The sequence below is a fragment of the Bacillus benzoevorans genome (assembly GCF_014207535.1).
Taxonomy (GTDB): domain Bacteria; phylum Bacillota; class Bacilli; order Bacillales; family Cytobacillaceae; genus Bacillus_BD; species Bacillus_BD benzoevorans.
On the sequence record NZ_JACHGK010000012.1, the window covers coordinates 123,596 to 148,321 of the forward strand.

At 41.3% G+C, this 24,726-nt stretch carries 26 protein-coding genes; 15 read left to right on the top strand and 11 right to left on the bottom strand.

All coding sequences use genetic code 11. The features are described from left to right. Nucleotides 1-28: 28 nt before the first annotated feature. A complete protein-coding gene (locus HNR53_RS16170) occupies nt 29-1,312 on the bottom strand; it encodes an ATP-binding protein (protein ID WP_184527863.1) in 1,284 nt (427 codons plus the stop codon). 250 nt (nt 1,313-1,562) lie between these two features. Here HNR53_RS16170 and HNR53_RS16175 point away from each other — a divergent pair, with 250 nt between their 5' ends. The 11 genes from HNR53_RS16175 to HNR53_RS16225 all read left to right on the top strand — a co-directional run bounded on the left by HNR53_RS16175 (nt 1,563) and on the right by HNR53_RS16225 (nt 11,733). Continuing rightward, a complete protein-coding gene (locus tag HNR53_RS16175) occupies nt 1,563-2,156 on the top strand; it encodes a hypothetical protein (protein ID WP_184527865.1) in 594 nt (197 codons plus the stop codon). Continuing rightward, nucleotides 2,156-3,085, top strand: coding sequence for a 4Fe-4S binding protein (locus HNR53_RS16180; RefSeq protein ID WP_184527867.1), 930 nt, complete (start codon nt 2,156-2,158; stop codon nt 3,083-3,085). Before HNR53_RS16175 ends, HNR53_RS16180 begins: the two co-directional genes overlap by 1 nt. A gap of 4 nt (nt 3,086-3,089) precedes the next feature. Further along, nucleotides 3,090-3,311 (top strand): hypothetical protein, encoded by a 222-nt coding sequence (locus HNR53_RS16185; protein WP_184527869.1) that lies wholly within the window; start codon nt 3,090-3,092, stop codon nt 3,309-3,311. A gap of 258 nt (nt 3,312-3,569) precedes the next feature. Next, nucleotides 3,570-4,562, top strand: coding sequence for a histidine kinase (locus tag HNR53_RS16190; protein ID WP_184527871.1), 993 nt, complete (start codon nt 3,570-3,572; stop codon nt 4,560-4,562). A 3-nt stretch (nt 4,563-4,565) separates the two neighbouring features. Next, nucleotides 4,566-5,198: a response regulator transcription factor gene (locus HNR53_RS16195; protein WP_184527873.1), complete on the top strand. Its 633-nt coding sequence runs from the start codon at nt 4,566-4,568 to the stop codon at nt 5,196-5,198. Between the two features lie 152 nt (nt 5,199-5,350). Continuing rightward, nucleotides 5,351-6,283, top strand: coding sequence for an ABC transporter ATP-binding protein (locus HNR53_RS16200; protein ID WP_184527875.1), 933 nt, complete (start codon nt 5,351-5,353; stop codon nt 6,281-6,283). Nucleotides 6,284-6,295: 12 nt separating this feature from the next. Further along, complete coding sequence (locus tag HNR53_RS16205) at nt 6,296-7,564, top strand: ABC transporter permease (RefSeq protein ID WP_184527877.1); 1,269 nt, start codon at nt 6,296-6,298, stop codon at nt 7,562-7,564. Then, entirely contained in the window at nt 7,561-8,676 is a 1,116-nt protein-coding gene (locus tag HNR53_RS16210; protein WP_184527879.1) for an ABC transporter permease, read from the top strand. The genes HNR53_RS16205 and HNR53_RS16210 overlap by 4 nt, the downstream gene beginning before the upstream one ends. A gap of 263 nt (nt 8,677-8,939) precedes the next feature. Further along, a complete protein-coding gene (locus HNR53_RS16215) occupies nt 8,940-9,770 on the top strand; it encodes a phosphate/phosphite/phosphonate ABC transporter substrate-binding protein (protein ID WP_184527881.1) in 831 nt (276 codons plus the stop codon). Between the two features lie 369 nt (nt 9,771-10,139). Beyond that, nucleotides 10,140-11,141: an LLM class flavin-dependent oxidoreductase gene (locus HNR53_RS16220; protein ID WP_184527883.1), complete on the top strand. Its 1,002-nt coding sequence runs from the start codon at nt 10,140-10,142 to the stop codon at nt 11,139-11,141. Nucleotides 11,142-11,268: 127 nt separating this feature from the next. Further along, entirely contained in the window at nt 11,269-11,733 is a 465-nt protein-coding gene (locus HNR53_RS16225; RefSeq protein WP_184527885.1) for a hypothetical protein, read from the top strand. Nucleotides 11,734-11,809: 76 nt separating this feature from the next. On the opposite strand, the gene HNR53_RS16230 is transcribed toward HNR53_RS16225, so the two are convergent. Further along, nucleotides 11,810-12,448: a nitrous oxide reductase accessory protein NosL gene (locus HNR53_RS16230; protein WP_184527887.1), complete on the bottom strand. Its 639-nt coding sequence runs from the start codon at nt 12,446-12,448 to the stop codon at nt 11,810-11,812. Between the two features lie 418 nt (nt 12,449-12,866). On the opposite strand from HNR53_RS16230, the gene HNR53_RS16235 reads away from it, so the two are divergent. Continuing rightward, complete coding sequence (locus HNR53_RS16235) at nt 12,867-13,565, top strand: uracil-DNA glycosylase (RefSeq protein WP_184527890.1); 699 nt, start codon at nt 12,867-12,869, stop codon at nt 13,563-13,565. Between the two features lie 102 nt (nt 13,566-13,667). Here HNR53_RS16235 and HNR53_RS16240 read toward each other — a convergent pair whose 3' ends face one another. Then, complete coding sequence (locus tag HNR53_RS16240; RefSeq protein WP_184527892.1) at nt 13,668-14,660, bottom strand: NADPH:quinone oxidoreductase family protein; 993 nt, start codon at nt 14,658-14,660, stop codon at nt 13,668-13,670. Nucleotides 14,661-15,165: 505 nt separating this feature from the next. Between HNR53_RS16240 and HNR53_RS16245 the strand changes: the two genes are divergently transcribed. Then, nucleotides 15,166-15,780: an acetate uptake transporter gene (locus tag HNR53_RS16245; RefSeq protein ID WP_184527944.1), complete on the top strand. Its 615-nt coding sequence runs from the start codon at nt 15,166-15,168 to the stop codon at nt 15,778-15,780. Nucleotides 15,781-15,913: 133 nt separating this feature from the next. On the opposite strand, the gene proB is transcribed toward HNR53_RS16245, so the two are convergent. The 3 genes from proB to HNR53_RS16260 all read right to left on the bottom strand — a co-directional run bounded on the left by proB (nt 15,914) and on the right by HNR53_RS16260 (nt 19,497). Next, entirely contained in the window at nt 15,914-17,038 is a 1,125-nt protein-coding gene (proB, locus tag HNR53_RS16250) for a glutamate 5-kinase (RefSeq protein WP_184527895.1), read from the bottom strand. Between the two features lie 299 nt (nt 17,039-17,337). Next, entirely contained in the window at nt 17,338-18,768 is a 1,431-nt protein-coding gene (locus tag HNR53_RS16255; protein WP_184527897.1) for a Na+/H+ antiporter NhaC family protein, read from the bottom strand. Between the two features lie 156 nt (nt 18,769-18,924). Beyond that, nucleotides 18,925-19,497: a response regulator transcription factor gene (locus tag HNR53_RS16260; protein ID WP_221452360.1), complete on the bottom strand. Its 573-nt coding sequence runs from the start codon at nt 19,495-19,497 to the stop codon at nt 18,925-18,927. A gap of 266 nt (nt 19,498-19,763) precedes the next feature. Between HNR53_RS16260 and HNR53_RS16265 the strand changes: the two genes are divergently transcribed. Together HNR53_RS16265 and HNR53_RS16270 are read left to right on the top strand one after the other, a co-directional pair. After that, nucleotides 19,764-20,705 carry an alpha/beta hydrolase gene (locus HNR53_RS16265; protein WP_184527901.1) on the top strand — a complete coding sequence of 314 codons (942 nt, stop codon included), beginning with the start codon at nt 19,764-19,766 and terminating at the stop codon, nt 20,703-20,705. 132 nt (nt 20,706-20,837) lie between these two features. Continuing rightward, on the top strand, nt 20,838-22,487 hold the full coding sequence (locus HNR53_RS16270) for a flavin-containing monooxygenase (RefSeq protein WP_184527903.1): 1,650 nt from the start codon (nt 20,838-20,840) through the stop codon (nt 22,485-22,487). A 106-nt stretch (nt 22,488-22,593) separates the two neighbouring features. On the opposite strand, the gene HNR53_RS16275 is transcribed toward HNR53_RS16270, so the two are convergent. The 5 genes from HNR53_RS16275 to HNR53_RS16295 form a co-directional block, all read right to left on the bottom strand. After that, the gene (locus tag HNR53_RS16275; RefSeq protein ID WP_184527905.1) at nt 22,594-22,776 is read right to left on the bottom strand and encodes a small acid-soluble spore protein H; all 183 of its coding nucleotides are present in this window, start codon (nt 22,774-22,776) and stop codon (nt 22,594-22,596) included. A gap of 95 nt (nt 22,777-22,871) precedes the next feature. Further along, a complete protein-coding gene (locus HNR53_RS16280; RefSeq protein ID WP_184527907.1) occupies nt 22,872-23,087 on the bottom strand; it encodes a hypothetical protein in 216 nt (71 codons plus the stop codon). Nucleotides 23,088-23,162: 75 nt separating this feature from the next. After that, nucleotides 23,163-23,729: a YitT family protein gene (locus HNR53_RS16285; RefSeq protein ID WP_184527910.1), complete on the bottom strand. Its 567-nt coding sequence runs from the start codon at nt 23,727-23,729 to the stop codon at nt 23,163-23,165. A 165-nt stretch (nt 23,730-23,894) separates the two neighbouring features. Next, a complete protein-coding gene (locus HNR53_RS16290; RefSeq protein WP_184527911.1) occupies nt 23,895-24,164 on the bottom strand; it encodes a hypothetical protein in 270 nt (89 codons plus the stop codon). Nucleotides 24,165-24,440: 276 nt separating this feature from the next. Then, nucleotides 24,441-24,620, bottom strand: a complete 180-nt coding sequence (locus HNR53_RS16295) for a DUF3896 family protein (protein WP_184527913.1) — start codon at nt 24,618-24,620, stop codon at nt 24,441-24,443. Between the last annotated feature and the right edge of the window lie 106 nt (nt 24,621-24,726).

Consider the following 24,726-nt stretch of genomic DNA (forward strand, 5'->3'; position numbering starts at 1 on the left):
GTTCATTGTTTAGAATACTAGATTATGATTAAAGTGCTATATGAGTAATATTTGTATCAATTTCGCTATTTTCCGCTGAAATAGGAAGATCAATGGTAAAAGTAGTGCCTTTTCCTTTTTCACTCATAACGGAAATTTTCCCTTTTATATCCTCAATCACCCGGTAGGCCACCATCATCCCTAGACCTGTACCTTTTTGTCCTTTTGTCGTGAAGTAAGGTTTCCCTAATCTCTCCATTTGATCTTGGTCCATTCCAATACCGGTATCTTTAATTTTAATCTCCATTAAATCATCATGTTTTCTCATTCCGATTTCTAATGTTCCACCGTCAGGCATCGCTTCAATCGCATTTTTCATAAAATTTAAAAAGGCCTGCTGGATGATTTTCTTTTCACCATAAATCCAAAAGGGGGAGAGACTTTTATTCACGACAATAGAGTTCATGCGGGCAAGGGGACTGATTAATTCTATTACATATTCAATAAGGTGTTCCATATTGATTGTTTCAATTTTTTCTGGTGCCGGTTTGGCAAAAGTAAGGAAATCCCGGATGATTGTCTCCGATCTTTCTAATTCCTTTAAAGCAATTCCGATATATTTTTTCTTAAGCAGATCCTCTTCATTTTCCTTTAAAAGCTGCATAAACCCTTTTGCTCCGGTTAGTCCATTGCGAATCTCATGGGAAATAGAGGCACTTAAATGGCTGACCATTTCCATTTTCTCCACATCAATGACTTTTCTTCTGATTTGGTGATTCGTCCGGATTCTTTCAATTGTCAGAATACTAATCACGATACAGGTAATTTTATAGATTGCACCAAATAAAGTGATATGGAAAGGAGTATTGGAAAGAAAGACATAATGGTAGATATAAAAACTGAATCCGAAATTGAATAGGACGAAACCGGATGCGATCAGCAGTTTTGCACTTTTTCCAGAGTGGGTAAATTTCTTATAAAAAAGCAGTGTCCAAAACGGGATTAATCCATAATTAATGATGGTTCCCCAAAATCCCATATCGATGCCTAATAAGTATCGGTAAAAAACGATAAATAAGTACAATCCAACACTGGCAATGGGACCGCCATACAAGCCGGCAATGATAAAGGGGACAATCCGGATATCGACATTAAAGCCTTCATTTACAGTAAAAGGAAATGTCATACAAAAAAAGATCGCCACTAAACCGGCAAAAAAAGTGTATATACTCACGTGTCTACAGGATAGTTTTTTCGGATATACCTCTAATAAATGCTGTGTGATCAGCAGTACGACCAATAGAATTAAAACATTGATCAAAATCTCATTCATTTGAAAACTCCTAAGTGAAATAATAGATGTATTTTATCACAGATCCGACACAATTAAGAGAATGAATGATTCTTCTATTTTCGACAAACTTCAACCCTTTTGCCTTGTGCAGCAGGGTTTCTCCTTCCATGAAAAAATAGTTAAAATTTTTCAACTACTTCATACAAATCCCATAAATTTTCCATTCGGATATCACATGTCTTATGTAAACTCAAAATGAATTCATAGATCAATAAATGGGGGATAAAAGTTGAAAAAGAAAAGAGCAATATCCATCATTACAGCAAGCTTTCTCTTTGTTTTAGCCATTATTTTTGCATTAGGAGCAGGGATGTATAAAAATACGGTTTCTGCGGAGAAGGCACAGTTTGAAGCGAAGATTCCTGATAAGAATAATGCTCCGATTGTGCTTGATTTAGCTGCGCAGGGGATGCCGAAAAGTCTCGTACAGCCGGGAATGGTGCAAATCGCTAATGGGCACGGACCAACAGGCATTCTGAACAACTGTAAAGCAGACTTGGATGTGCAAGTGGTCTTAGAGGGTTTTCCAGGGGATGTGGAGCTTACATTGTCAGAAGTAGAGTATGACGAAAATACCTTTAAACTAAAAGATAAACTGAAGCCGGGGGAAAGCTTTAAAATGGAGCTCCTAGCTGAAATTCCAAAAGAATTAAGAAAAAAACCGGTCGCCTTTTCCGGCGAAATTCAATTTATCGATCCGAAGGATGGGATGCTGTTAAGCAGTGTACCTGTGCATGTGGTGAACTCAGAGTATGGAGATCCTTATAAGCAGCTGAATGTTCAGAAGAGTTCCGGATACGGCAATCATGGGGGGCATCATTAATGAAGAAATTATGGAAAAAGAAAAAACGAAGCAAAGTGGAAAAGAATTCCCGGAACTTTTTTCTTCGCCGGGGCGGCTGGTATTTATTTGGTGTGTTCTTATTTTATGCTCCATTTGCGGTCTTTAACCGGGGTTTGAACTGGTTGTTAGGAAATGGAACGGAGGGAGCGATCCATGATACATGTTTACGGATGCCGATCACAGATCTATTGAGCGGAAAAGGAATAGATTTATTCACAACCAGAGGAATCAGTTTGCTGCTGTTGGTGGTAACCGCTTTCCTCATTGGTCCCTTCTTTTGCGGGCGATTATGTGCAGCAGGTGCGTTTACGGAATATTTAGGCAAGCTATGGCCGGATAAATGGAAAATTGATTGGACGAGATTTGTTAATCCGGTGCCGATCCGCTATGGATTTCTCGCTGGATTTATCATTGCTCCAGTATTAACAGGTTCGCTTGGATGTTCTTACTGCAGTTATAGTTTTTTTGAACGGATGCTGACGGGCGGTTTTTGGGGCGAAGTCGGGATCTTAAGTTCAACCGCAATTTTAACCGCCTTCTTTTGGCTCTTCCTGTTTGGGATTTTTGCCAAAGGAGGACGCGGTTACTGTAATTATATGTGCCCGGTAGGAGCCTTCCAAAGCTTCATTCATCGTTTCGGAGCGATGTTTGGCTTCACATATAAAATCAAATACAGCAGTGAAAAATGTACGAAGTGCCAATCCTGCGTCAAAGCATGTCCGATGGGTGCGCTGCGTAAAGAGGAAGATAAAATTAACTACAGTATTGATCATTGTCTAACATGCCGCCAATGTACAGCAGCTTGCCCGACAAAGGCCATTACTTATGGTACTGGCGAGAGAGGCTGGGACAGCAGTATCGTGCCGCAGGTTCCTATCAAGCAAAATCCTGCAGAAAAAGGAGTTTAAGAGGATGAAAGAGGCTATTTCTAAGACTAAGAAAAAAATCGCAGCGATTTCTACCGGAATTGGAGCAGCCGGGTTAACAGTCGGCACATCTTTGACTGGAACGGCAAGCGCTGCATGTACAGGTGCATGCGGTTCCTGCGGTCTTGGATGCGGCTCGATTGCCGCTGTTGCCGCTGCCGGTTTTGTTGTTGTAGCAAGCAGAAAACGTCTCGGAAAGAAAAAGTGAAAATGATGGGGGACAGCAGATGAGCTGTCCCCCTATTTTTTCAACTAGGAAGACTCTTCCGAAAGTGCGGCAAACTTCACTTTTACAGAACTTCCCTCCACCCCTGCAACTCATGATATACTTTAAATTGGCAATAAGCTGTGCATTAGCGGAGAGGAGTATATTGTGAAGATTTTTTGGCTTCGCTTTAGCGTGTTTTGTGTTTTATGGATATGTTTGATAAGACTTGATAGCAGCAGCCTTTCATGGGGAATCATCGTGTTTTCCCTGGCACTCGCTTTTTATTTTTTATTATCGTTAAAAGAATTACCCCTGCTATTATATTTATTATTATCGATTATATCTTTAGCAACTGGTTTGTTGTTCACAGAGAGTGTTTTCTTTACAATGCTCATTTTGCTCTATTTATTGATTGATTCCACTTATTCGCTTAATGAAAAAAGGTTTCAATTTTATGCCGCTATAAACGTATTCTGCATTATTCTCTTATTATGGAAAGACCCGAATCAATGGCTGCCATGGGCATTCATCAGCTTATTCGTTTCGTTCTTGGTTCTGAAAAGCAATTCTATGGCAAATGAACGGATGGAGCAAAAAGAAATCTATGGAGAATTGTTAGGCGAATATCGCAAACTAAAGCGGATGAATCTTGAAAGGGAGCGGGACGCCCGGATTCAGGAGCGAACCATGATGGCACGCGATATCCACGATTCCGTTGGTCATCGTTTAACCGCTTTGTTAATGAAGCTGGAAATATTGAGCATGCAGCATCCAAATTCCGATTACGATGATTTAAAAAGAATGGCAAAAGAAAGCCTCGAAGAAATCAGGCACTCTGTTAAAACGCTGCAGACGGAAGAAAATGAAGGGATTGCCACCGTCGTCCAGTTAATTCGCAAGCTGGAGGCGGAAAGCCATATTTCCGTTCAGTTTACGATGAAACAGGGAATCCTTTCAGTGCCCTTAAATAATGAAAAAAGTGTTGTGCTTTATCGTGTCATCCAGGAGGGCTTGACCAATGCGATGCGCCATGCAGGTTCAAGGGAGGTACAGGTGACACTGGGAAAATCAGCAATTGGAGACATCCAATTTATGATTAGCAATCGTGTATTCATGCCAAAGCCTTTTACATTTGGCTTTGGTTTAAAAAATATGAAAGCACGGATTGAAGGAATAAAGGGAACATTGGAAGTGTATCAAACAGAGGATCAATTTGTCTTGACTGGTACCATTCCAAACAGGGAGGGATAAGAAATGTGGCAAGTGCTGCTGGTGGAGGACCAATCCATCGTTAGACAAGGGTTAAAAATGATCCTAGAGCAGGACCCAAATATAACGGTCGCACATGAAGCCGAAAATGGGAGACAGGCGCTCGAGATCATGGAAAAGCATATCATTGATTTTATTATGATGGATGTGCGGATGCCGGTCATGAACGGAATAGAAGCAACCCGGATCATTAAAGAACGCTGGCCGAATACGAAAATTTTAATCCTAACCACCTTTAACGATGATGAATATGCGCTGCAGGCCTTAAAGGATGGAGCCAATGGATTTTTGTTAAAAACGTCTGAAGCGGCGAAATTAATGGAAGCGGTATATAGCTGTATGAAAGGCGGTTTAACGCTGCATGATGAAGTAGCAGCCAAAGTGATGCCCAGGCTGCTGCAACAGAGTGAAAAACCAACTATTGATGTCGATCTTTCTCCAAGAGAGTTGGAGATTACAAGACTTGTCGGGGAAGGGCTGACAAATAAGGAGATTTCTGAAACTCTCCATTTGTCCATTGGTACCGTAAAAAACCATATTACGCAAATTCTGCATAAAACAGACCTGCGCGATCGAACGCAGCTGGCTATTTATGCGGTCAAACATGATATTCAATAATCATACGTAACAGCCTTCCAGCCTCTTGGGGGCTTTTCTTTTGCAAAATAGAAAAAGTGACGCAGGTCACATCTTTTTCGTGATTAAATGACTGCAGACAGTATGTGCATGGATTATAAAATCGTATGATAGGATTAGGAGGCGAAATAAGAATGCTTGAATTAGTCGATTTAACGAAAACATTTAAACAGATTTCTGCGGTGAAGAATTTAAATATGTTTATTGAAAAAGGCGAGATTGTTGGGCTTCTTGGACCAAATGGGGCGGGAAAATCAACGGCGATTTCGATGATGACTTCTTTAGTAGAACCAACTAGCGGCGATGTCCGTTTTAACAATAAAAGTATCCTGAAAAATCCGGCGCCGCTCCGCAAGGTCATCGGGGTGGTCCCGCAGGAAATCGCCTTGTACACAGATTTAACAGCTGAAGAAAATTTGCGCTTTTTTGGGCGAATCTACCGCATAAAGGGGGAGCAGCTCAACCGGAAAATCGCTGAAGTACTGGATCAGATTGGTTTAACAGATAGAAGGAAAGATATCGTGAAGACCTTCTCCGGCGGGATGAAGCGGCGTCTCAATATTGGCGTTGCACTTTTGCATGACCCGGAATTTATCATTATGGATGAGCCCACCGTCGGAATTGACCCGCAGTCGCGAAATTATATTTTAGAAACAGTGAAAAAGCTGAACGCGGAAAAGCAAATGACGGTTCTTTATACCAGCCATTACATGGAAGAAGTGGAATTCCTCTGTAACCGGATCTACATCATGGATAAAGGTAATTTAATTGCCTCGGGAACGAAGGAGGAAATCAAACGAATTCTTTCTTCAGAAAAAGCGATCACCATTAAAGCGGAACGCTGGAATGACGCTTTTATTCAATCGTTAAAAGAACAGCCAATGGTGAATCGAATGAACATAGATGAGAAGGAAATGACGATCATGACCGCAAAGGAAATCAACCTCTTTTCGCAGATCATCAAACTAGCTGAAGAGACAGGGGTTGAACTGACTACTGTAAATGTGAAGACGCCGACGCTTGAGGATGTCTTCCTTCATCTTACTGGCAGGGCATTGCGGGATTAAGGGGGAGAAAGGATGATTTGGCAGATTGTAAAAAAACAAGCCCTTATGTTGTGGCGCAATCCGGTACAACTGTTCCTTTTGCTTGGTTTGCCCATTGTGCTAATTGCCATACTGGGCACGGCACTAAGTTCAACGATGGACGGAGGGAGTCCTGAGATCCATGTCAAGCTTGCGTTTATTGAGCATGGTAACGAACCGGAGGAAATAGAGTCATTTATTGCTAGGATTGATCACAGCGGACTGCCCGCTGAGGTTCTTCAGGAAATAAAAAAGAATGCAGATAAGATTGCTCCAATCGGCCTATTAAAGGATGTTTTTAGCAGTGACGATTTAGCAGAGATGATCGAAATTGTAGAGGCAAAGGCTTCTGAAAAAGAAGGGCTTCTGCAGGATGATAGTTATACGGCAATAATCGAAGTGCCGAAGAATTTTACGTACGAAACATTGCAGGCCATTATTCTGCAAAAAGGTACACGCCCTGAATTAACCATCTATCAAAATGAGGGGGCACCGATTGGTTCAAGTGTTGTCAGCACCATCCTTGAGCAGTTTCAAAAGCAGTTAACCATGTCAGCATACCTTGGACAGAAGGGAATTCATTTTGAAGAAATTCAGCAAAAGGCCGCTGCGGCAATTACAGACGAAATGATCACAATCAACCAAAAAGAACCGGTCTCCACGAAAAGTTACTATGCGATCGGGATGGCTGTCATGAATGTCTTTTTCATTGCATCTGCCATTAGCACAATTGCCTATACGGAGAAAAAACTCCATGTTTTTGATCGAATGATATTAGGGAATTTGTCAAGATGGGTCTATTTCTTCGGTGTCTTTCTTTCTGGTACCATCTTTGCACTGCTGCAGCTTTTGCTTATTTTTGCTTTTTCCTGGCTGGCTTTTGGCGTAAGCTGGAATGATTTACTATCATTCATTACAATCACGATTTCTTACGCAGTTGCGATTGGCGGGATTACCGTGCTGCTGACGGCAATTAATTATCGTTTAAATTCGGAAATGATTTCAAACTTCTTTTCTAGTATCATCGTCACGCTGCTGTCCTTTGTTGGCGGGAGTTTTTATCCGATAGGGGATTTTTCTAAACCGATTCAGCGTTTAGGAGATTTTACGCCAAATGGTGCGACCATGTCAGCTTATTTAAAGATATTAAGAGGGGACGGAATAGCTGAATTGAGTCAATATATGATCTTTCTTATCCTATTTGCCCTCGCTGCAATGATTGTGGCGGCACTTAGCTTTCCGAAAAGGGGGGCTCAAGGATGATTGGGATCCTGTTAGCCAAATGTAAAATGTTTGTCCGTCATCCATGGGTTTTTATTTCCATGACGGTCATGTCAATCGGCTTTGCCCTCCTGCTGGGAAGTTCACATAGTGAAAATACAATTCAGGTTCCTGTTTCTGCGGAAAATGAAGCGATCCGCCAATCAAAAGTAGGAGAGAAACTATCAAACTCAGACATTTTTATTCTAAAATGGATGTCTGAGAAAGAGATGCGGGATCGGATTGAAACCGGGAAGGCGGAGGCAGGCGTCTATTTACAAAAGGATCATTTTCAAATAGTTGTCGGTGTTGATACACCGAATTTGAAAATGATTCAGCAAACGGTAAGAGAAGCTTATATGGAAACGATGCAAGAGGAACTGATAAAAAAGGCTGCTAACGCGAAGACTAAAGATGAAAAGGCTGAGATCCATAGGGAAATGGAGAATTTAAAGGATTCACCCCTGTTTAAGATTGATAAAAACAGTTTTAAAGGGGCAGAGGCTTTTGTATATGATCAAAGATACCATACGCTATTCGGATTTACTTTATTTTTCGTCATCTATACGATTGCCTATAATGTCTTATCGATATTAATAGAGAAAAGGGACGGGTTATGGGATCGTATTATTTTATCACCCGTAAAGAAGTGGGAAATGTACCTCGGGAATTTTATTTTTAGCTTTCTCAGCGGATATGTGCAGATCCTGATAATCCTAATTATTTTCCGCTTTATCATGGGCGAGGATTTTAACGGAAAGTTATTCGAGGTATGTCTGCTGCTCCTTCCATATGTGTTCTCGATTGTCGCACTCTCGATTTTAATCACGGCTGTTGTAAAAAATGCGCAGCAGTTCAATGGGGTTTTACCCATTGTGGCTGTCAGCTCTGCCATGATCGGCGGTGCGTACTGGCCAATTGAAATTGTGGAATCAAAATTTCTGATGGTACTGTCGAAAATCAATCCTGTCACCTATGGAATGGAGCTGTTAAATGGGGCAGTTGTCTATCGTTATCCATTTGAGGATCTCCTCTTTCCGATGAGCATTCTGTTTTTGATGGGAGTTGTGATGACTGGTATTGGTATCCATTTAATGGAAAGGCGCCATGTTTAATTTTGAGATTTCAGGTGCTTATGGAGAGCGTGAAGCTTTGCTTCACTCTATGGATGGATGAGTTTGTAGGGGAATGAGGGTTTTGGTGCTTTTTTCATTGAATCAACTAAATTCTGTTGATTGAATCAATAAGGTCTGACTTTGCGTTTTGTAAGCGCGGGGTCAGGCCTTTTGCAATGAATGAAAGAGTTCGATCATTTGGTAATAATTTTACTTTTCTCAAATATAATGTTCTAGTCTGCAATCAGGAAAGGAGAAAATAGATGATAGAAACGGTTATGGTTGGTGCGGTCGCTTATGAACCAAAGGTCGTTACGATTTGGGAGATCATGCGTGAGACTTTTCAAAAAGAAAACTATGCCTTGGATTATGTACTGTTTTCTAATTATGAGGCACTGGTGGAAGCTTTAATGAACGGATCTATCGATATTGCCTGGAATACGAATGTTGCTTATGTTAAAGTCCAGGAAAAAGCGAAAGGAAAAGCAAGAAACCTGGGAATGCGGGATACGGATCTGGATTTTACATCGAAACTGGTTGTCAGAGAGGATTCTACGATCCAATCGATTAGAAATTTAAAAGGGAAAAGAGTGGCGCTGGGAAGCCGGGATTCGGCGCAGGCAGCGATCCTGCCTTCGTACTACTTGGCAAAAGAAGGATATAATTTGAAACTCGATTTGTCGCTTATCCGTTTTGATACCGAGATAGGCAAACATGGAGATACAGGAACGAGTGAAATGGCAGTCCTTGAAGCGATTGAAAAAGGAGAGGCCGATGCCGGGGCGATCGGCTGCTCGACCTGGATCCGTCTGTTAGAAACAGGACTAATTAGGAAGAAAAACTTAAAGTCCATTTGGACTTCACCGGGTTATTCAAACTGTAATTTTACGTGTCTTCCAAATTTTAATAGTCAGCTGGCTGAACAGTTTACACAAATTCTGCTTAATATGGATCCGCAGCAGCCTGATATTAAACAAATGATGGATCTGGAAGGCTTAAACGAGTGGGTATTATCCGGGAATGAAGGCTATCACGATTTGGCCAAAGCAATGCGGATTTTGAAAATGATCGAAAGAGACCCGCAGCTGGTTTGATTTTTTTATAGAAAAAAGAGCAAGGGATGATACAAATTCATCTGCTTGTTCTTTTTTATTTATCCCACCCTTACGGGCAGTAAGACACCCACCTCAGGCTTATGAGAAATAAATGCGAAGAAGATAGGGGGGAGATCAACTGCCCGTAAAGGTCCGACAAGACCTTTTCATAGCGCTTTAGCACTGAGAAAAATCAGTCAGGCTCTGCGTGATAAGTGCGACTAACCATCAGTGGGAGAAGCAGGAAAACCCCTATTAATGGAAGTCTTCTTTATATGTGGCAGTCCTTTGCAGGCAAATTCATTTTTTTCTCCTCTCGCAACAGGTACAATAGTAATAAGATTTGATTTAAGAAAGGGGAAAGGCACCATGACAAGATTACAAATCCCCCTATCTGTGCTGAATTTGGCACCGATCCGAAAACATCAGGGGGCAAAGGAAGCCATTGATGCGATGGTTGATTTGGCACAGACTGTTGAGAAAATGGGGTATACGCGATACTGGGTAGCGGAGCACCATAATACCCCGACGCTAGTCAGCTCGGCTACAGCGATATTAATTAAACATGTTTTAGAGCATACAACAAGCATAAAAGTTGGTTCCGGAGGGATTATGCTGCCGAACCATGCGCCGCTTGCAGTGGCCGAACAATTCGGTACGTTGGAGACGATTTATCCAAACCGGGTAGAACTGGGTCTGGGCAGAGCACCGGGTACAGACATGATGACAGCAAGTGCTCTGAGAAGGTCAAAGCATGATTCTGTTTATGCATTTCCCAATGACGTCAAGGAGCTGCTGACGTATTTCGGACCTGATGAGGCACAAGGTTATGTTAAGGCATATCCGGGTCTCGGCACCCATGTTCCGATATATATTCTTGGTTCATCAACGGATTCTGCTTATTTAGCTGCTCAATTGGGGCTGCCGTATGTTTTTGCGTCCCACTTTGCTCCACGGTATATGGGTGAAGCGATTTCGATTTACCGCAGCCGTTTTCAGCCTTCGCAATATCTTGACAAGCCATACTTCATTGTCTGCCTGAATGTGATTGGTGCGGAAAGCGATGAAGAGGCTGAATTTGAATCAACGACGATGCAGCAATTTTTCCTCAATGTTGTCCGTGGCTCACAAATGCCGTTAAGTCCACCTGTGGAAAACATGGACCAAATTTGGAGTCCGGCAGAAAAAGAAATGGCACAGTCAATGTCCAGTATGACATTGCGGGGCAGCAAGACTTCCATTCAGGAACAGGTGACCAGATTTCTGGACAAGTATAATGTGGATGAAATCATGGCGGTCACTTACATTTATGATCCTGAAAAACAAAAACGCTCCTATGAAATATTAAAAGAAGTGGCGGAAGGGAAATAAAGCGGTCATTCACCGAATAATAACGAAAGTAGTTACCAGGTAATGAAAAGGTAGCTGCTTTTTATTTTGGGTACAATTTGCATAATTATTATTAATAAACAGATACTAAACTATCGGAGGTGTGTAAATGAGAAATGTAAAAATATTATTGCTATTATTGATAGTACCTTGGTTAACCATTCCCTTCGTGGGTCGAGAATCATTAAAACGATTCATGCCGGCAGCAATATTTATTGCACTTGTTACGAAAATAATGGACAGTTTTGGTGAAAAGAGGAAGTGGTGGAAGTTTTATCATGGGATTTTTTTTAATAGTATGGATTTTTTGATTCTCGGTCCTTATATGGTGGCTAGTATTTGGATCCTCAAAATGACTTATGGCAAATTCTTAACTTACTTTATTTCCAATAAAATCCTTCATTTTTTATTTATTCTCTTTGGACTTCAGTTTATGGGGAGATATAAAATATTTTCATTAAAAAAATTATCAAATTTCCAGTACTGGATTACACATATGTTACGGGCTTTAGTACTGTATGCTTTTCAGTTCATTAAAGAAAGTTTGCAAAAGCCGAGAATCCGTTTGGATTAACCAGAAGGAAAAGGACGTTTCAAGGTAATTGTTTTCAGTACCTTTAAACGTCCTGTTCTTTCTCATTTTAAAAAGATTAATGTCCCATTTGCATTTGGTCCATTTCCTGTCCTTGCTGTGCTTGTTTTTGCGCCTGCATTTTCATTTGGAATCTTCCGTTTGCAGCATTATCCACTACAGTCCATTCTGTAATTTCAGGAACTAGGGCACTGTTTGCTTCATCTGCAGCAAATGCTTCTGCTTTTTCCTTCGTGTCAAACATAATATAGCCCCATTTCATCGGAGATTCTAAATTCGTTTTAACAGGGACAGACTTGTCTTGTTCAGTCCATTCAAGTGTTTCATAGTCACGAATCCATTCAGCAGCTAGTGCCTCTCCATTCTTTCTTTCGTAGTTTAACAGACATCCAATATCGTCAAAGAAAACGTTCTTTCCATCCTGTGTCACACCTTGTGCTGAGAACACACCGAATTTATGGTCTTTTTCATATACCTTCATGTTGCAAGAGTCGCAGACTGTATCGGCCTGTACTTCAAGCGGGCTGTGTTCAGCTTCAGTGACAGCTTCTTTATTTTCCCCCGTTTTTGCTGTTTTCGTTTCAGTTGTCGCTGCCGTCTTTTCGTTTTTATCCTCAGTGGCTGAATCCTTAGCACTGCATCCGGCAAAGAATGCTACTAACATGGCTGATAAGCAAAAAAGAAGAAATTTTTTCATTTAAGTATCCCCCTTAGATTATTTCACTAAAAATATAGCAAATAGTTGTGTAATAAAAATGAAATTTTTCTTGCAATAGTATTAGAAAAAGCGAGATAACTGTTACGATTTTGTGAAGTATGGGCGAAGTTGTTGCATAGCAGATGACAACAGAAGATTTTTATCTGTTTAATCAATGAAAAAAAGAATTTGATAATGAAAATTTAAAATATTATGATAAAATGGAAAAGTATGATTTTAATTTCTTATGCATACATGTCTGAAAAGAAAATTTTTCATTTTTGACTTAATAACTGTAGAGTTTTCATTATATTTTTCAAAATATTATTCTCATAGTCCATGTTTCTTGCACAAATTTGCCCAAGAGCTGTTGGAGTAATGGTCTTAAGTTATGAGAATGGGAGGGATGATGTTGACAGTGAAAAATTTTATAGATGAATTAAAAGATTATATGGCGGCAGTGGATGTATTTAATCCATGGGGAGAATATACCGATGAATATGATATTGGGATAAGTGCGCCGAAAATCAGGAGAGAGCAGCTGCAAAGATTTCTTGAGCAAAGGATAAAAAGTGCCCGTTTTCTCTTTGTAGCGGAAGCAATGGGGTACCAGGGAGGCCGATTCTCGGGGATTCCAATGACTTCGGAAAGAATTGTAACCGGTTATCATCCTGATATTCATTCCAATTCTGTTTTTGCCGGTAATACAGGTGTTAGAACCAGTAATCCGGAGTGCTCGGAATTCAAAAAAGCACAGAGTGAACTTGGGTTCAGTGAACAGACGGCCACGATTGTGTGGAAGGCCATTCTGGAGCATGATATGAACCCATTTGAAATGATTCTTTGGAATATCTTTCCCTTTCATCCTTTCGATGAGGCAAAAGGATTGCTGAGCAATCGTACACCTCGTTCCAATGAACTCGAAGAAGGAGTTTATTATTTGAAAAAACTATTAAACTTGTGCCAGGATAATATTGAAATTATCTGTATCGGGCAGCATTCTAAGAATATGCTCGATCGTATAGGAGTAGCGAATTCGCATTTAGAACATCCCGCAAAAGGCGGGGTCCGCAAATTTAGGGCAGGTTTCTCCGAAAGGTTTGCGTATCAAAAATAAAATCGTACATAAGAGAAAGACTGTGCTGCTGCCAGCACAGTCTTTCTCTTATTGTCCACCCGAGATGAACATCTGTCTTTTTTCGGTGCCAGGCACCGAGATTTAAAGCTTCACAATGATGCGTCCTCTAGCCTGTCCTTTTAAAAGAGTTGGCAGTGCTTCAGGCAATTGTGGCAGCGAAATTTCTTTTTGCACCAGATTAGACAGTTTGTCTGGTTTGAATTCCGCTGCCATCCGCAGCCATACCTTTTGCCGGATTTCCATCGGACAGTAGACGGAATCAATGCCAAGCAGGTTTACGCCTCTAAGAATAAATGGGAAGACAGTTGCCGGGACATCGGTTCCGCCTGCCAGTCCGCTGACAGCTACGGAGCCGCCATAGGTTATTTTGCTTAAAATCGCTGCCAGTGTCTGTCCCCCGACTGGGTCTACTGCCGCAGCCCATACTTGCTTATCCAGAGCTTTGATTTTTCCATCGAACACTTCATCACGGGAAATGATTTCGGAAACCCCTAATCCTGTCAGAAATGTATGTTCCGAATCCTTACCAGTGCTCGCTGTCACTTGATAGCCGAGCTTTGCCAGCATAGCGGCGGCAAGACTTCCAACACCGCCAGTCGCTCCAGTAACGAGAACTTTTCCTTTATCAGGGGTTAAACCATTTTCTTCAAGACGAACGATGGAAAGTGCCGCGGTGAAACCGGCTGTACCATAGATCATCGCTTCTCTTAAGCTGAGATTTTCCGGTAATGGGACAATCCAATCTGCCGGAATTTGCGCGTATTCACTGTAACCGCCGAAATGGGTTACCCCGATTTCATAACTGGTTGCAATGACTTTATCGCCCTCTCGAAAGCGTGCATCATTAGATGAAACGACCGTTCCGGCTAAATCAATCCCCGGTACAAATGGATAACTGCGGACAATTTTCCCGTTTGCTGCCGCAGCGAGACCGTCTTTGTAATTAATGCTGGAATAGACCACTTTGATGAGAACATTTCCATTCGGTAAATCATTGAAATAAAGCGGCTGTACCTGAACGGAGAAATCTGTTTCTGTTTTATTAACGACTAATGCATTAAATTTTTCCTGCATGAAAGAACCCCCAAACCATAAATAAGAGTAATAAGCCTACATGTAAATATAGCAAATTTTGTTTGCCATTTCGATCCCTAAATGATGTTCGCCTTGAAAGGGGATGAGAATATCTATTACTGATAATTGGCAGTTTGTATAGTGCATTTGACTAAGTAATGATAAGTGAACATATGATTGTATTCGAAACGATCATATCGAATTCAGTGATAAATACCTATTTCTACTGGAATATGAACAAGTTTTATCAGTATTGACGGTATAATATTCATAAAATTTACATTATAAATAATATTACAAAATATTCATCCAAATCTGACAAATTTAAGCTATACTGAAGTGGCAGAATATTGCATCATTTTGTAAAAAAAGGGGGCTAAAAAACATTTTTTGCAGAAAAAACAGATAAGCAGTATGATGCACACTTTACTTTCGTTAGGGGTTGGAATGGATGGCAGAAGCTAAAGAATTAAAGGCACGGTCTCAAGTTACTTCTATTTCAGAAATGAAAGCGGTTTCGGTTAATGCGAAAATAGTCATGTCAGATGCTACGGCACTGGGTATTTTTGGATTAGCGATGGTTACTTTGGTTGCATCTTCACAAAAATTAGGTTGGACAGAAGGGACGGCATATATCATTCCATGGGCGATTATTCTCGGATCGCTGGCGCAGATTTGGGCATCACTTGTTGATTTTAAAAACAATAATTACTTTGGTGCGATCGCCTTAGGTGTTTACGGTTTGTTTTGGTCAGGAGTTGCTTTTCATTGGGCAATTGGATTAGGCTGGTTTGGCGATCTTGGTCCGGTATCTGATCCGCGGCAGTTAGCTTTTGCTTTTTTAGGCTACTTAATCTTTTCGTTATTTATCACAGTGGCTGCAATGGAAGTCAATAAAGTGCTCTTTGCTATTTTACTACTAATTGATGTATTGTTTATTTCATTGGCACTGGCAACATTTGACATTAATCACGATTTATTTGCTAAGATTGGCGCTTATTCTGAGTTTGCCATCGCTCTTTTGGGATTCTATGCATGCGGCGCTATTTTCTTAAATGGCTTCTTTGGACGCACGATTTTATCACTGGGAAAACCGCTCGGCATAATCAAAAAAGGGTAATGATGGAGACTGTAAAAAGTGAATAAAAAAGTCAAGCCAGGCCGTGACATAGCGTACCTGGCTTTTTCATTCAGAGCCCTGATGAAGGACATAATTATCCGGTTTCTCCGCAAAAAGTCTCTCAACAGCTGGTTTATACGGTGATAGGCACATTGACATGGCAGACAATCTGGCTGCTGTCGATGACGTTTGTTGTGCCATTTTCCCCGTTTGATGTCTGCAGAACAATCTGCATCAATTCATCAGAAGAAATATTCACAACGCCGCAGCCAATTTCATTTCCACACAGATCATGGATGCGGACGACTGCACCTTTCTCAAAAGGACCCGAAACATTGATAATCCCTGCGGGTTTTAAGCCTTGACCATTTTCTACGATACTTTTTTTAGCAGGATGATCAATCATAATTTCTCCTTCAGGGCAGGAGTGAAAGGCAATCCACTTTTTCTTTTGATTTAAATTTAAACATGGTTCCTCTTTGACAAAATAAGTACCTCTTGCTCTGCCGTATACGGCATCTCTGACAATGTTCTTTGTTCCGGCATTGCCTAAAAACAAAGCGACCCCTGAAGCAAAGGCAATTTTCGCCGCTTCAATTTTTGACTTCATGCCGCCCGTGCCAACAGAAGAACCGGATCCGCCGGCAGCCTCTTCGATTTCCGGCGTTATCTCTGTCACTTTTTTTAGTAATTCGGCATCAGGATTTTTAAATGGCTCTGCATTATACAGTCCATCTATATCCGATAATATGATTAATTGATCAGCCTCTACCAAACCGCCAACCTTAGCGGAAAGGGTATCGTTATCCCCGAATTTTAAGCGATCCACCGTAACGGTATCATTTTCATTGACAATCGGGATCATTCCACGTTCTAACAGGATATTCAATGTATTTCGGACATTCGTGTAGCGCTCCTCATCTAAAAAATCACTTCTTGTAATTAAGATTTGCGAGGCCACATACCCATTGGACATAAACAGCTTTGAATAGGATTCCATCAATAAACCCTGACCGATTGATGCCGCTGCCTGTTTTTCCGGAAGGGAATCAGGCCGATTGAGGCAGCCAAGTTTGCGATAGCCTGCCGCCACAGCACCGGAGGAGACAAGCACCACTTCATGACCGGCATCCTTTAAAAAAACGACTTCATCCACTAATTTTTCCATCTTTTTGCAGCTGATTTCACCGCTTCGGCTGGTTAAAGAACTGCTGCCAATTTTAATGACGAGTCTCAGTTTCTTTATTTTGGGAGTCATCACATCACTCCTGTTCGTATTTGTGTTCTTATTTTCATAGTTTCTATACTAACAATGAACAAAAATGAATTCAAGGAAAATTAGGAAAATTATGTGTATATGAGCCAATTAGTGAGGATATGAGATTAATTAGCGGATTAGGTAGTAGTAATGAACTCTCAGGCCAGAATATCATGGCTCAGGACGATATATGCCGTTTTTCAGGACAAGCGGACAAGCAAGGTTAGAGCGGGTGTTTGCCTGTTTTTTTGGAACCAAGACAAATGGAGAAATGATGAAGCCAGAGACTTTCTCCAGCTTCAGATTAAGAAGAAACCGCACACCAGATATAAAATAATCGAAATCACTCCGCCGATAGCAGAGACTTTTAGTTTATACTGGGCATAGTCGACTAGTTCCATGTCCAAAATTGATGCCGTAGTAATCGTGGTATCACCTAAAGGAGAGGTTAAGGCGCCAAAGGCACCGCTGGCAAAAACAGCCCCAATGGTTAACGGAATAGAGGCGCCGGTTGAAACGGCTAAAGCAATTCCCAACGGCATAAACAACCCCCACGTTCCCCAAGAGGATCCAATAAAATAGCCGACCACAGACCCGATAAGAAAAATCACAGCCGGTGTCATCTTTGCCGGTAAAAACGCCCCTAGGGATGTACTGATAAATTCGGAGAATCCTAAATCCTCTGCGACTAGCGTGAGGGACCAGATGAGGATGAGAAGGCTGATGGCCTGCATCATTTGATTTCCGCCGTCATAAAAATGGTACAAAATTTCATTTAATTTCTGTTTGCGGATGATATAAAAAATAAACGTGAAAATAAGAGTAATGAAAACGGTTAAAAGCATCACAAAGGTGGCATCCGCCATGGAAAAAGCGGCAAAAATGGTTTTCGCCCCACGGGAAGTCCCGTCTTCCCATAATAATAACAAGGTTAAACTAAGCAGCAAAAAGACGGGAACAATCAAATGCCACGGCTGTGCTTTTACTAAGGATAATTCCTTGTTAATGCCGCTGCGATGGAATTCATGTTCCTGTTCCTCATCGGGTATAGGATCAGTTTTTGCGCCGGCTTTGTTCCTAGCTTTACGGGAAGGCCAAAAGGTTTGCCCAATGCCAATGAGGAGCATGACAATCGCATAGATGTCGAACAAAATACTTAATAGAAATACTTCATATGCGCTCATTCCTAAATCGAGACCGCGGATCCCTCCCGCAACAAGTGCTACCATAAAGCCGACAAAGGCTGTCGCGACCGGGAGGAGGACAATAACGGACTCCGTGGAAATATCCATCATCATTCCGACCTTTTGTTTTGGCAGATTCATCTTTTTTATCAGTGATTTGATAATCGGTCCAATCATCATAATCCGGAACATTGGCATCATAAAGGTAAAGGGGAGGGTGAGCCAAATCAGCCCTAAAAGCCCGCGTTCAGATTTCACTTTGTTTCCTACCCAGTCGGAGAATCCTTTAATCCCTCCGGCAATATTCATCATTCCGACTAATCCGCCAAATAAATAGAGGAAACTGACAATTTTAATATTCGTTTCATCTGCTAAAGTGGTGACCATATAGGTAATAGACTGCTGTGTGCCCGTTAAAAAGTCTGCTGTGACAATGATCGAACCAACAAGCAGACCGACAACCAGACCGGGCAGGATATCCTTTAACCAGATCGACATTGCGATAACGATAACAAATGGGATCAGTGAAAGCCATGTTTGTTCCAAAATCTCTTCCCCCTGAAACGGATCATTTTTATTGTTAAAATGAATCGATTATTTGATATTCATCTTTCTAGTATTTCCAATTTATAATGGTTCTATTTCCAGATGAAGTGATGGATAAACAAGATGAACTCCGCTAAAGAGTTCATCCCAATCTGATTATGTATTTTTTTGTAAAATAATCGCCACTGCATGGGCGCGATTTAGCGCACCCAGTTTTTTCATCGCTGATTTTACATACTGTTTAACCGTTACTTCACTGATCTTCATATTCCCTGCCATTTCCTTTGTGCTCTCTCCACGGGCAATTCGTCTCATCACTTCTAATTCCCGATTACTTAGCAGCAATCCATTGTCTTCTTCCATGCCGTGTTCCTGAAACAGTCGACCTGCTTGTCTGCCGTATAAAGTGATGGCGGAGAGAACGCTTTCATCTATTTCCATATCCAGTGGGAATTGCGTGCTGCAAATATAGCCGATACAATAACTTCCGGTGCAAATAGGCGTAATTAATAATGAATCGATGGGAAATTGGCTTGTATATCTGATACTTGAGTGGTTTAAAAAGTATTCCATTCCGCTGCTGTACTGTGCCCTCCGATTGCGAATCGCGGAATAAATGAGAGGAAGTGTTTCGATATCATCGCGTATTTCGCGAATATTGGTGAAACCGGAGTCTGATAGAGCAATAATGCCTTCACCTAAATGTTCTAAAGGAGAATATCTAAACAAAAAGGCGTCACCAACGGGGAAGAGCTCCCGATACACCTTCAGCATTTGATAAATTTTTTCTTTTTGGTTCGATAAAGATTCTAACTTGCGAAGTTCATCCTGAATCATATGCATTGAATAAATACAGATCATCTCCTTTTGGGGGAATAGTATACACAAAATTAGGAATATTCAAAATATACTAAAAATTATAAGATAAGGTTGTGAATTTGAGAAGAAGTTTCTTCTGAAATCAATAAAATTTTTTCAAGAAAGGGAGATGTTTGATGGCTCATTTAGACCCGCAGGCAAAAGCGTATTTAGAGATGTTTAATCAAGGACCGGCTCTCCAGTCATTAGAACCGCAGACAGTAAGGGATATGTTTGCTTCCATGCCGCTTGTAGAAGTAGAATTGGCGCCTTTGGCTAATATCGAGGACAGAATGATCCCGGTCAGCCATGATGAGGAAATCCAAATTCGAATCTACACGCCTAATGGTCAAGGACCTTTCCCGATCTTTATTTATTATCACGGCGGAGGCTGGGTCATTGGTGACCTCGAACTAGCGGACGCCAGCTGCCGGATGCTGGCAAACAGAACGAATCATATTGTCGTTTCTGTTGATTACCGGCTGGCACCGGAATATAAGTTTCCTATCCCGGTTGAGGATTCCTATGATGCCTTGAAATGGGTCAGTGAACATGCTGAAGAGATCGGCGGCAGTGCTTCTGCTATTGTGGTTGGCGGCGACAGTGCCGGCGGGAATCTATCAGCAGTCGTTTCCTTAATGGCGAGAGAGCGAAAAGGACCTCCTATTGCGGCACAGGTATTGATTTACCCGGTTACAGATTTAAGCTATGATAGCAAATCTTATCGGGAGTTTGAAACCGGGTTTGGTCTCGACAAAGACTTAATGATTTGGTTCGGCAACTATTATATCGACAATGAAGAAGATACGAAAAATCCGTACGTTTCTCCATTGAGGACCGAGGATTTATCGAACCTGCCGCGTGCCTATGTTATCGTCTGTGAAAATGATGTTCTGCGTGATGAGGGACTTGCCTATGCGAAGAGGCTGATAGAGGCAGGGGTAAAAGTGAAATCCACTTTAGAATCCGGAATGGTCCACGGCTATTTTACCAATATGGCTGTGTTTCCAGAGCGGGTAAAAGGCACGATTGAGAATATTGCCTTATTTCTCACAAAAGCGGGACAGGCAGTCCGATAAGGGATTCCGAAAAAACAAAGGAAGAACAGCTGTACTTCCTTTACACGAACGGCTAATGAAGTTTTAAAAATGGTCATGAATGATAATGGTTCTGAGTCAAGGCTTTATTAATAATCAAGGGGGAATAGCGGTATGTCATTTTCACAGCAGCCAATAAAAACAGGGACTGATTTTGATTGTTTGGTAATTGGAGCGGGATTTTCAGGAATGTATATGCTCCATCTACTTCGTGAAGCAGGTTTTTCAACCCGTGTTATTGAAAAAGGGGACGGGGTAGGCGGTGCCTGGTACTGGAGCCGTTATCCCGGTGCACGCTGTGATTCGGAGAGCGTCTATTATAATTATACTTTTTCGGAAGAACTATACAATGAATGGACATGGTCTTCGAGATTCCCGGAGCAGCCAGAAATCCTCCGCTATCTTAATTTTGCAGCGGATAGGCTCGACCTGCGGCGTGACATCCAGTTTAATACTGAGGTTAGAGCGGCGCATTTCGATGAGGACGAGAATATCTGGCGCCTTCACTTGAGTGATGGTACGAGTGTAACAGCAACATACTTTATTTCCGGAGTAGGCTGTCTTTCCATTAATGCGACCAATATCCCGAATTTCAAGGGTCTTGAGCAGTTTGAAGGAGATTGGTATCACACCGGGGCTTGGCCGCATCATAAGGTGAATTTTAGAGGAAAAAGAGTGGGGGTAATCGGGACAGGTTCCAGCGGTGTACAAACGATTCCAGTTATAGCCCAGGAGGCAGAACATCTAACCGTTTTCCAAAGAACACCGCAATACTCCGTACCAGCGAATAATCATCCATTAGAGGAGGAGTTTATTCAGTATGTTAAGAATCATTTGCCGGAAATCCGCGGAAAAATGCGAGAGTCTTTGGGAGGGCTCCCGTTCGCACCTTTTGAGCGTTCCGCTTTAGATGATACCCCCGAGGAGCGCCGAAAAGTGTATGAGGAAGCATGGGAAAAAGGAGGATCCGCTTTATTCTTTACTTATCCAGACCTGTTGACAAACGAAGAATCAAACACTACTGCATCTGAATTTATCCGTTCCAAAATCAAGGAGATTGTAAAGGATCCAGAGACGGCGGAAAAACTGATGCCAACGTATTACTACGGTACCAAGCGGGCGATAATGGATACGAATTATTTTGAAACATATAATCGGGACAATGTCAGCCTTGTCGATGTAAAAAAAGCACCAATTGCAGAGATTACGGCTAAAGGAGTGCGGACGGAGGACAGGGAATATGAACTCGATGTTCTTGTGTTTGCGACGGGCTATGACGGGATGACAGGACCGTTGTTAAAAATGGATATCCGCGGTCGTGACGGGGAAACGCTGAAACAAAAATGGGAAAATGGTGCACATGTACGGACCTATTTAGGTTTAACAACAGCGGGATTTCCGAATATGTTCATGATTACCGGTCCGGAAAGTCCATCTGTACTGGGCAATGTGCCCGTTGCCATTGAACAGCATGTGGAATGGACGGCAGATTGTCTTAAACATATGCGTGAAACCGGCATGGATACGATTGAAGCCACACAAGAAGCGGAAGAGGAATGGAGCAGAAAATGCCGTGAGATGGCTGAAGCAACGCTCTATACGAAAACGGAATCGTGGTACACAGGAGCCAATATTGAAGGCAAGCCGCGCGGGTTCTTAATGTATCTCGGCGGATATGGACCATACCGAGAGCTATGTGATGAAATCGCGGAAAAAGGATACGAAGGGTTTGCGTTGGCGTCCGGTTCAAATACGGTTGTTTAATTTAATGGAAAGTTTACGTTAATAAAAAATCGAGAGAGCGAATGAGGCTCTTTCGATTTTTTATGTCTAAAAAGGTATACATATTTGTATTGGTCCTGCCATAAATTTAATGCTGTTCTGTTAACTGCGATACAGATACTGATTTTTCCCGTGAAGGATCATCGAGCGGATAAATTCTGGCTGTATCGTTATTTTCATCGACATTTTGAATATAAATCGGTTTTCCATTATAAGTAACATGGATCATTTCTGGTGAAGCGGTAATTTCTTTTGCCCGCTGTATGTTCATCGGTCTAGGCTCCTTTTATTATGGTAAAACATTTTGTTCATCCTCGATCTCATTATATTGGCTGAGGTACCGTTTGCTTATTTTCATGTTAATGATTAATCTGTGGGCCGTTGTTGAGTTTGTAGGGATGACTGAACCTGGCTGATCAATGTTTGGGCCTGCGCTATCTCAGCAGATGCTTGTTTTAATGCTTCCTCACATTGTAATTGATCTGCCGCGGATTGCTGAATGGCTGTTGTAATGAGGCCTTTACCAAGTGCCATTGCTGCTTCTGCTCTCTTTAATTGGTTTGTATCAATTTGTGGTGTCATTTTTATCCTCCTTTTAAACATTATTTTTGACCACCGTTATATCTTCTCGAAATCTGTACTTTTTATGTACCGTTTCTAAGCTTTAAATCGCATGTCCGGACGTCCGATAATAAGAGAGCTTGTCACACCAACAGTTAAAATGGTTAGAGAGGAGAAAATAAAGGTTATCATCCCTAAAAAGCTGAGTCCTGCTGTTACGATAAGGCCGTCAATAAGGAAAATGACAATACCAATATTTAACGAGAGAGCTTTAGCTACGAATTGGGCCAGCAAATCAGTGCCGCCTGTACTTGTTTTATAACGCAGCATCAGCCCCGTGCCTAAGCCAATTAAAATGCCGCCCAGCAGCGCACTGACTAAAATAGGGATCTGTAATTGCTCTTTTAAAGGGGCGAGCCAATCAATGAACAGCGCAGAAACGAACAAACCGATCACACTGTTATAAAAATAGGCCGGTTCGCGAAGCCAAGTATAGATTCCTAAAGGGGTACTCAGAATCACCATTAATAATCCGACTGGTAAATGAAAATAATAATGAATAATGAGGGCAATTCCAATAATGCCCCCGTCAATTAAGTGATAGGGCACCAAAAATCCATTGATACCAATGCCTAATAACAGGCTGCCGATAAAAATCACCATTGTTTTATGTAAAATAGGGACCACCTTAATCTAATTAGAGATGTCCTAATATATGTGACAGGCCATGCATTTTAGAAGAGCAGGGAAATATTTTTTCTAATGCCAGTTAAAAGAGACCTTGCATTTGAGAAGTTTCTCTTTTTATGCAAAGCCTCTGAATGCTTTTTATTTCTTTTCTAATAAATCCTGTACGACGGGGACATATTCGTTTGCGATTTCAGCCGTGCCAGCCGCAGCTGGTGTAAATCTGCTGTTTTGCATGCGGAAAGTATCCAAAACATTTTCCAGTGAAGTGTCTGTTCTCCGATTTCCTTTTCGCTTGAAACCGTAAGCAGCAGCACTGACACCCAAACCAATTAAAGATGCCCATAAGAACCCGCGGCTCTTTTTTCTTCTGCCAAATAATTTGAAAAGAGCATCCGCCCAATTATTCAATGTAAACACTCCCATAAAGAGGAATTTGGAAAGTAACCATCGTTACCTTCTGAATTTATTATTTGCAAGTGAGTGTTCTGGCATGCTGGCAATGTTTTGCTGTGTGGGATTATTTTGAATTAGCAGCGCATTAAAATATGATAGGATGGTGGGAGTATGTTGGAAGAATGCTTTTATTAAGCATTAAAATAGACCGTCCATTACATAATGATTCATGTACGGTCCACTATAATTTAAGGAAATTTGATTTAGTTATCAGCAAAATGAATACTCCTTTTACTCTGCAAAGCCACGTTCAAAGTGATTCATTTCCGTTAATTGAATAATATAGTCATAGTTTTCAATCGAGTGCATAATCAATTCGTATTCTTCTTTAGGAAGAGTATTGTCTTCTAGTTTTTCTGTTAATTTTCTTTTATTTTCTTCAAGTTTGGCAATAACATTTAGATAGTCCATCGATCAACATTCCTTTCTTTTCAAAAGTTAGGTGGTATTACGTTTGTGAAATGAGAATGATATATAAAAACACTTGTAAACGCTTACAATATTTCTATATGTTTAT

Coding starts and splice junctions, on each gene's coding strand:
- proB (WP_184527895.1), bottom strand. CDS start 17,038: ATGACTCCCAAAATAAAGAAACTGAGACTCGTCATTAAAATTGGCAGC.
- HNR53_RS16295 (WP_184527913.1), bottom strand. CDS start 24,620: ATGGACTATCTAAATGTTATTGCCAAACTTGAAGAAAATAAAAGAAAA.
- HNR53_RS16220 (WP_184527883.1), top strand. CDS start 10,140: ATGACAAGATTACAAATCCCCCTATCTGTGCTGAATTTGGCACCGATC.
- HNR53_RS16240 (WP_184527892.1), bottom strand. CDS start 14,660: ATGCAGGAAAAATTTAATGCATTAGTCGTTAATAAAACAGAAACAGAT.
- HNR53_RS16275 (WP_184527905.1), bottom strand. CDS start 22,776: ATGAACATACAGCGGGCAAAAGAAATTACCGCTTCACCAGAAATGATC.
- HNR53_RS16180 (WP_184527867.1), top strand. CDS start 2,156: ATGAAGAAATTATGGAAAAAGAAAAAACGAAGCAAAGTGGAAAAGAAT.
- HNR53_RS16265 (WP_184527901.1), top strand. CDS start 19,764: ATGGCTCATTTAGACCCGCAGGCAAAAGCGTATTTAGAGATGTTTAAT.
- HNR53_RS16200 (WP_184527875.1), top strand. CDS start 5,351: ATGCTTGAATTAGTCGATTTAACGAAAACATTTAAACAGATTTCTGCG.
- HNR53_RS16170 (WP_184527863.1), bottom strand. CDS start 1,312: ATGAATGAGATTTTGATCAATGTTTTAATTCTATTGGTCGTACTGCTG.
- HNR53_RS16215 (WP_184527881.1), top strand. CDS start 8,940: ATGATAGAAACGGTTATGGTTGGTGCGGTCGCTTATGAACCAAAGGTC.
- HNR53_RS16205 (WP_184527877.1), top strand. CDS start 6,296: ATGATTTGGCAGATTGTAAAAAAACAAGCCCTTATGTTGTGGCGCAAT.
- HNR53_RS16185 (WP_184527869.1), top strand. CDS start 3,090: ATGAAAGAGGCTATTTCTAAGACTAAGAAAAAAATCGCAGCGATTTCT.
- HNR53_RS16280 (WP_184527907.1), bottom strand. CDS start 23,087: ATGACACCACAAATTGATACAAACCAATTAAAGAGAGCAGAAGCAGCA.
- HNR53_RS16270 (WP_184527903.1), top strand. CDS start 20,838: ATGTCATTTTCACAGCAGCCAATAAAAACAGGGACTGATTTTGATTGT.
- HNR53_RS16245 (WP_184527944.1), top strand. CDS start 15,166: ATGAAAGCGGTTTCGGTTAATGCGAAAATAGTCATGTCAGATGCTACG.
- HNR53_RS16285 (WP_184527910.1), bottom strand. CDS start 23,729: ATGGTGATTTTTATCGGCAGCCTGTTATTAGGCATTGGTATCAATGGA.
- HNR53_RS16195 (WP_184527873.1), top strand. CDS start 4,566: ATGTGGCAAGTGCTGCTGGTGGAGGACCAATCCATCGTTAGACAAGGG.
- HNR53_RS16210 (WP_184527879.1), top strand. CDS start 7,561: ATGATTGGGATCCTGTTAGCCAAATGTAAAATGTTTGTCCGTCATCCA.
- HNR53_RS16225 (WP_184527885.1), top strand. CDS start 11,269: ATGAGAAATGTAAAAATATTATTGCTATTATTGATAGTACCTTGGTTA.
- HNR53_RS16230 (WP_184527887.1), bottom strand. CDS start 12,448: ATGAAAAAATTTCTTCTTTTTTGCTTATCAGCCATGTTAGTAGCATTC.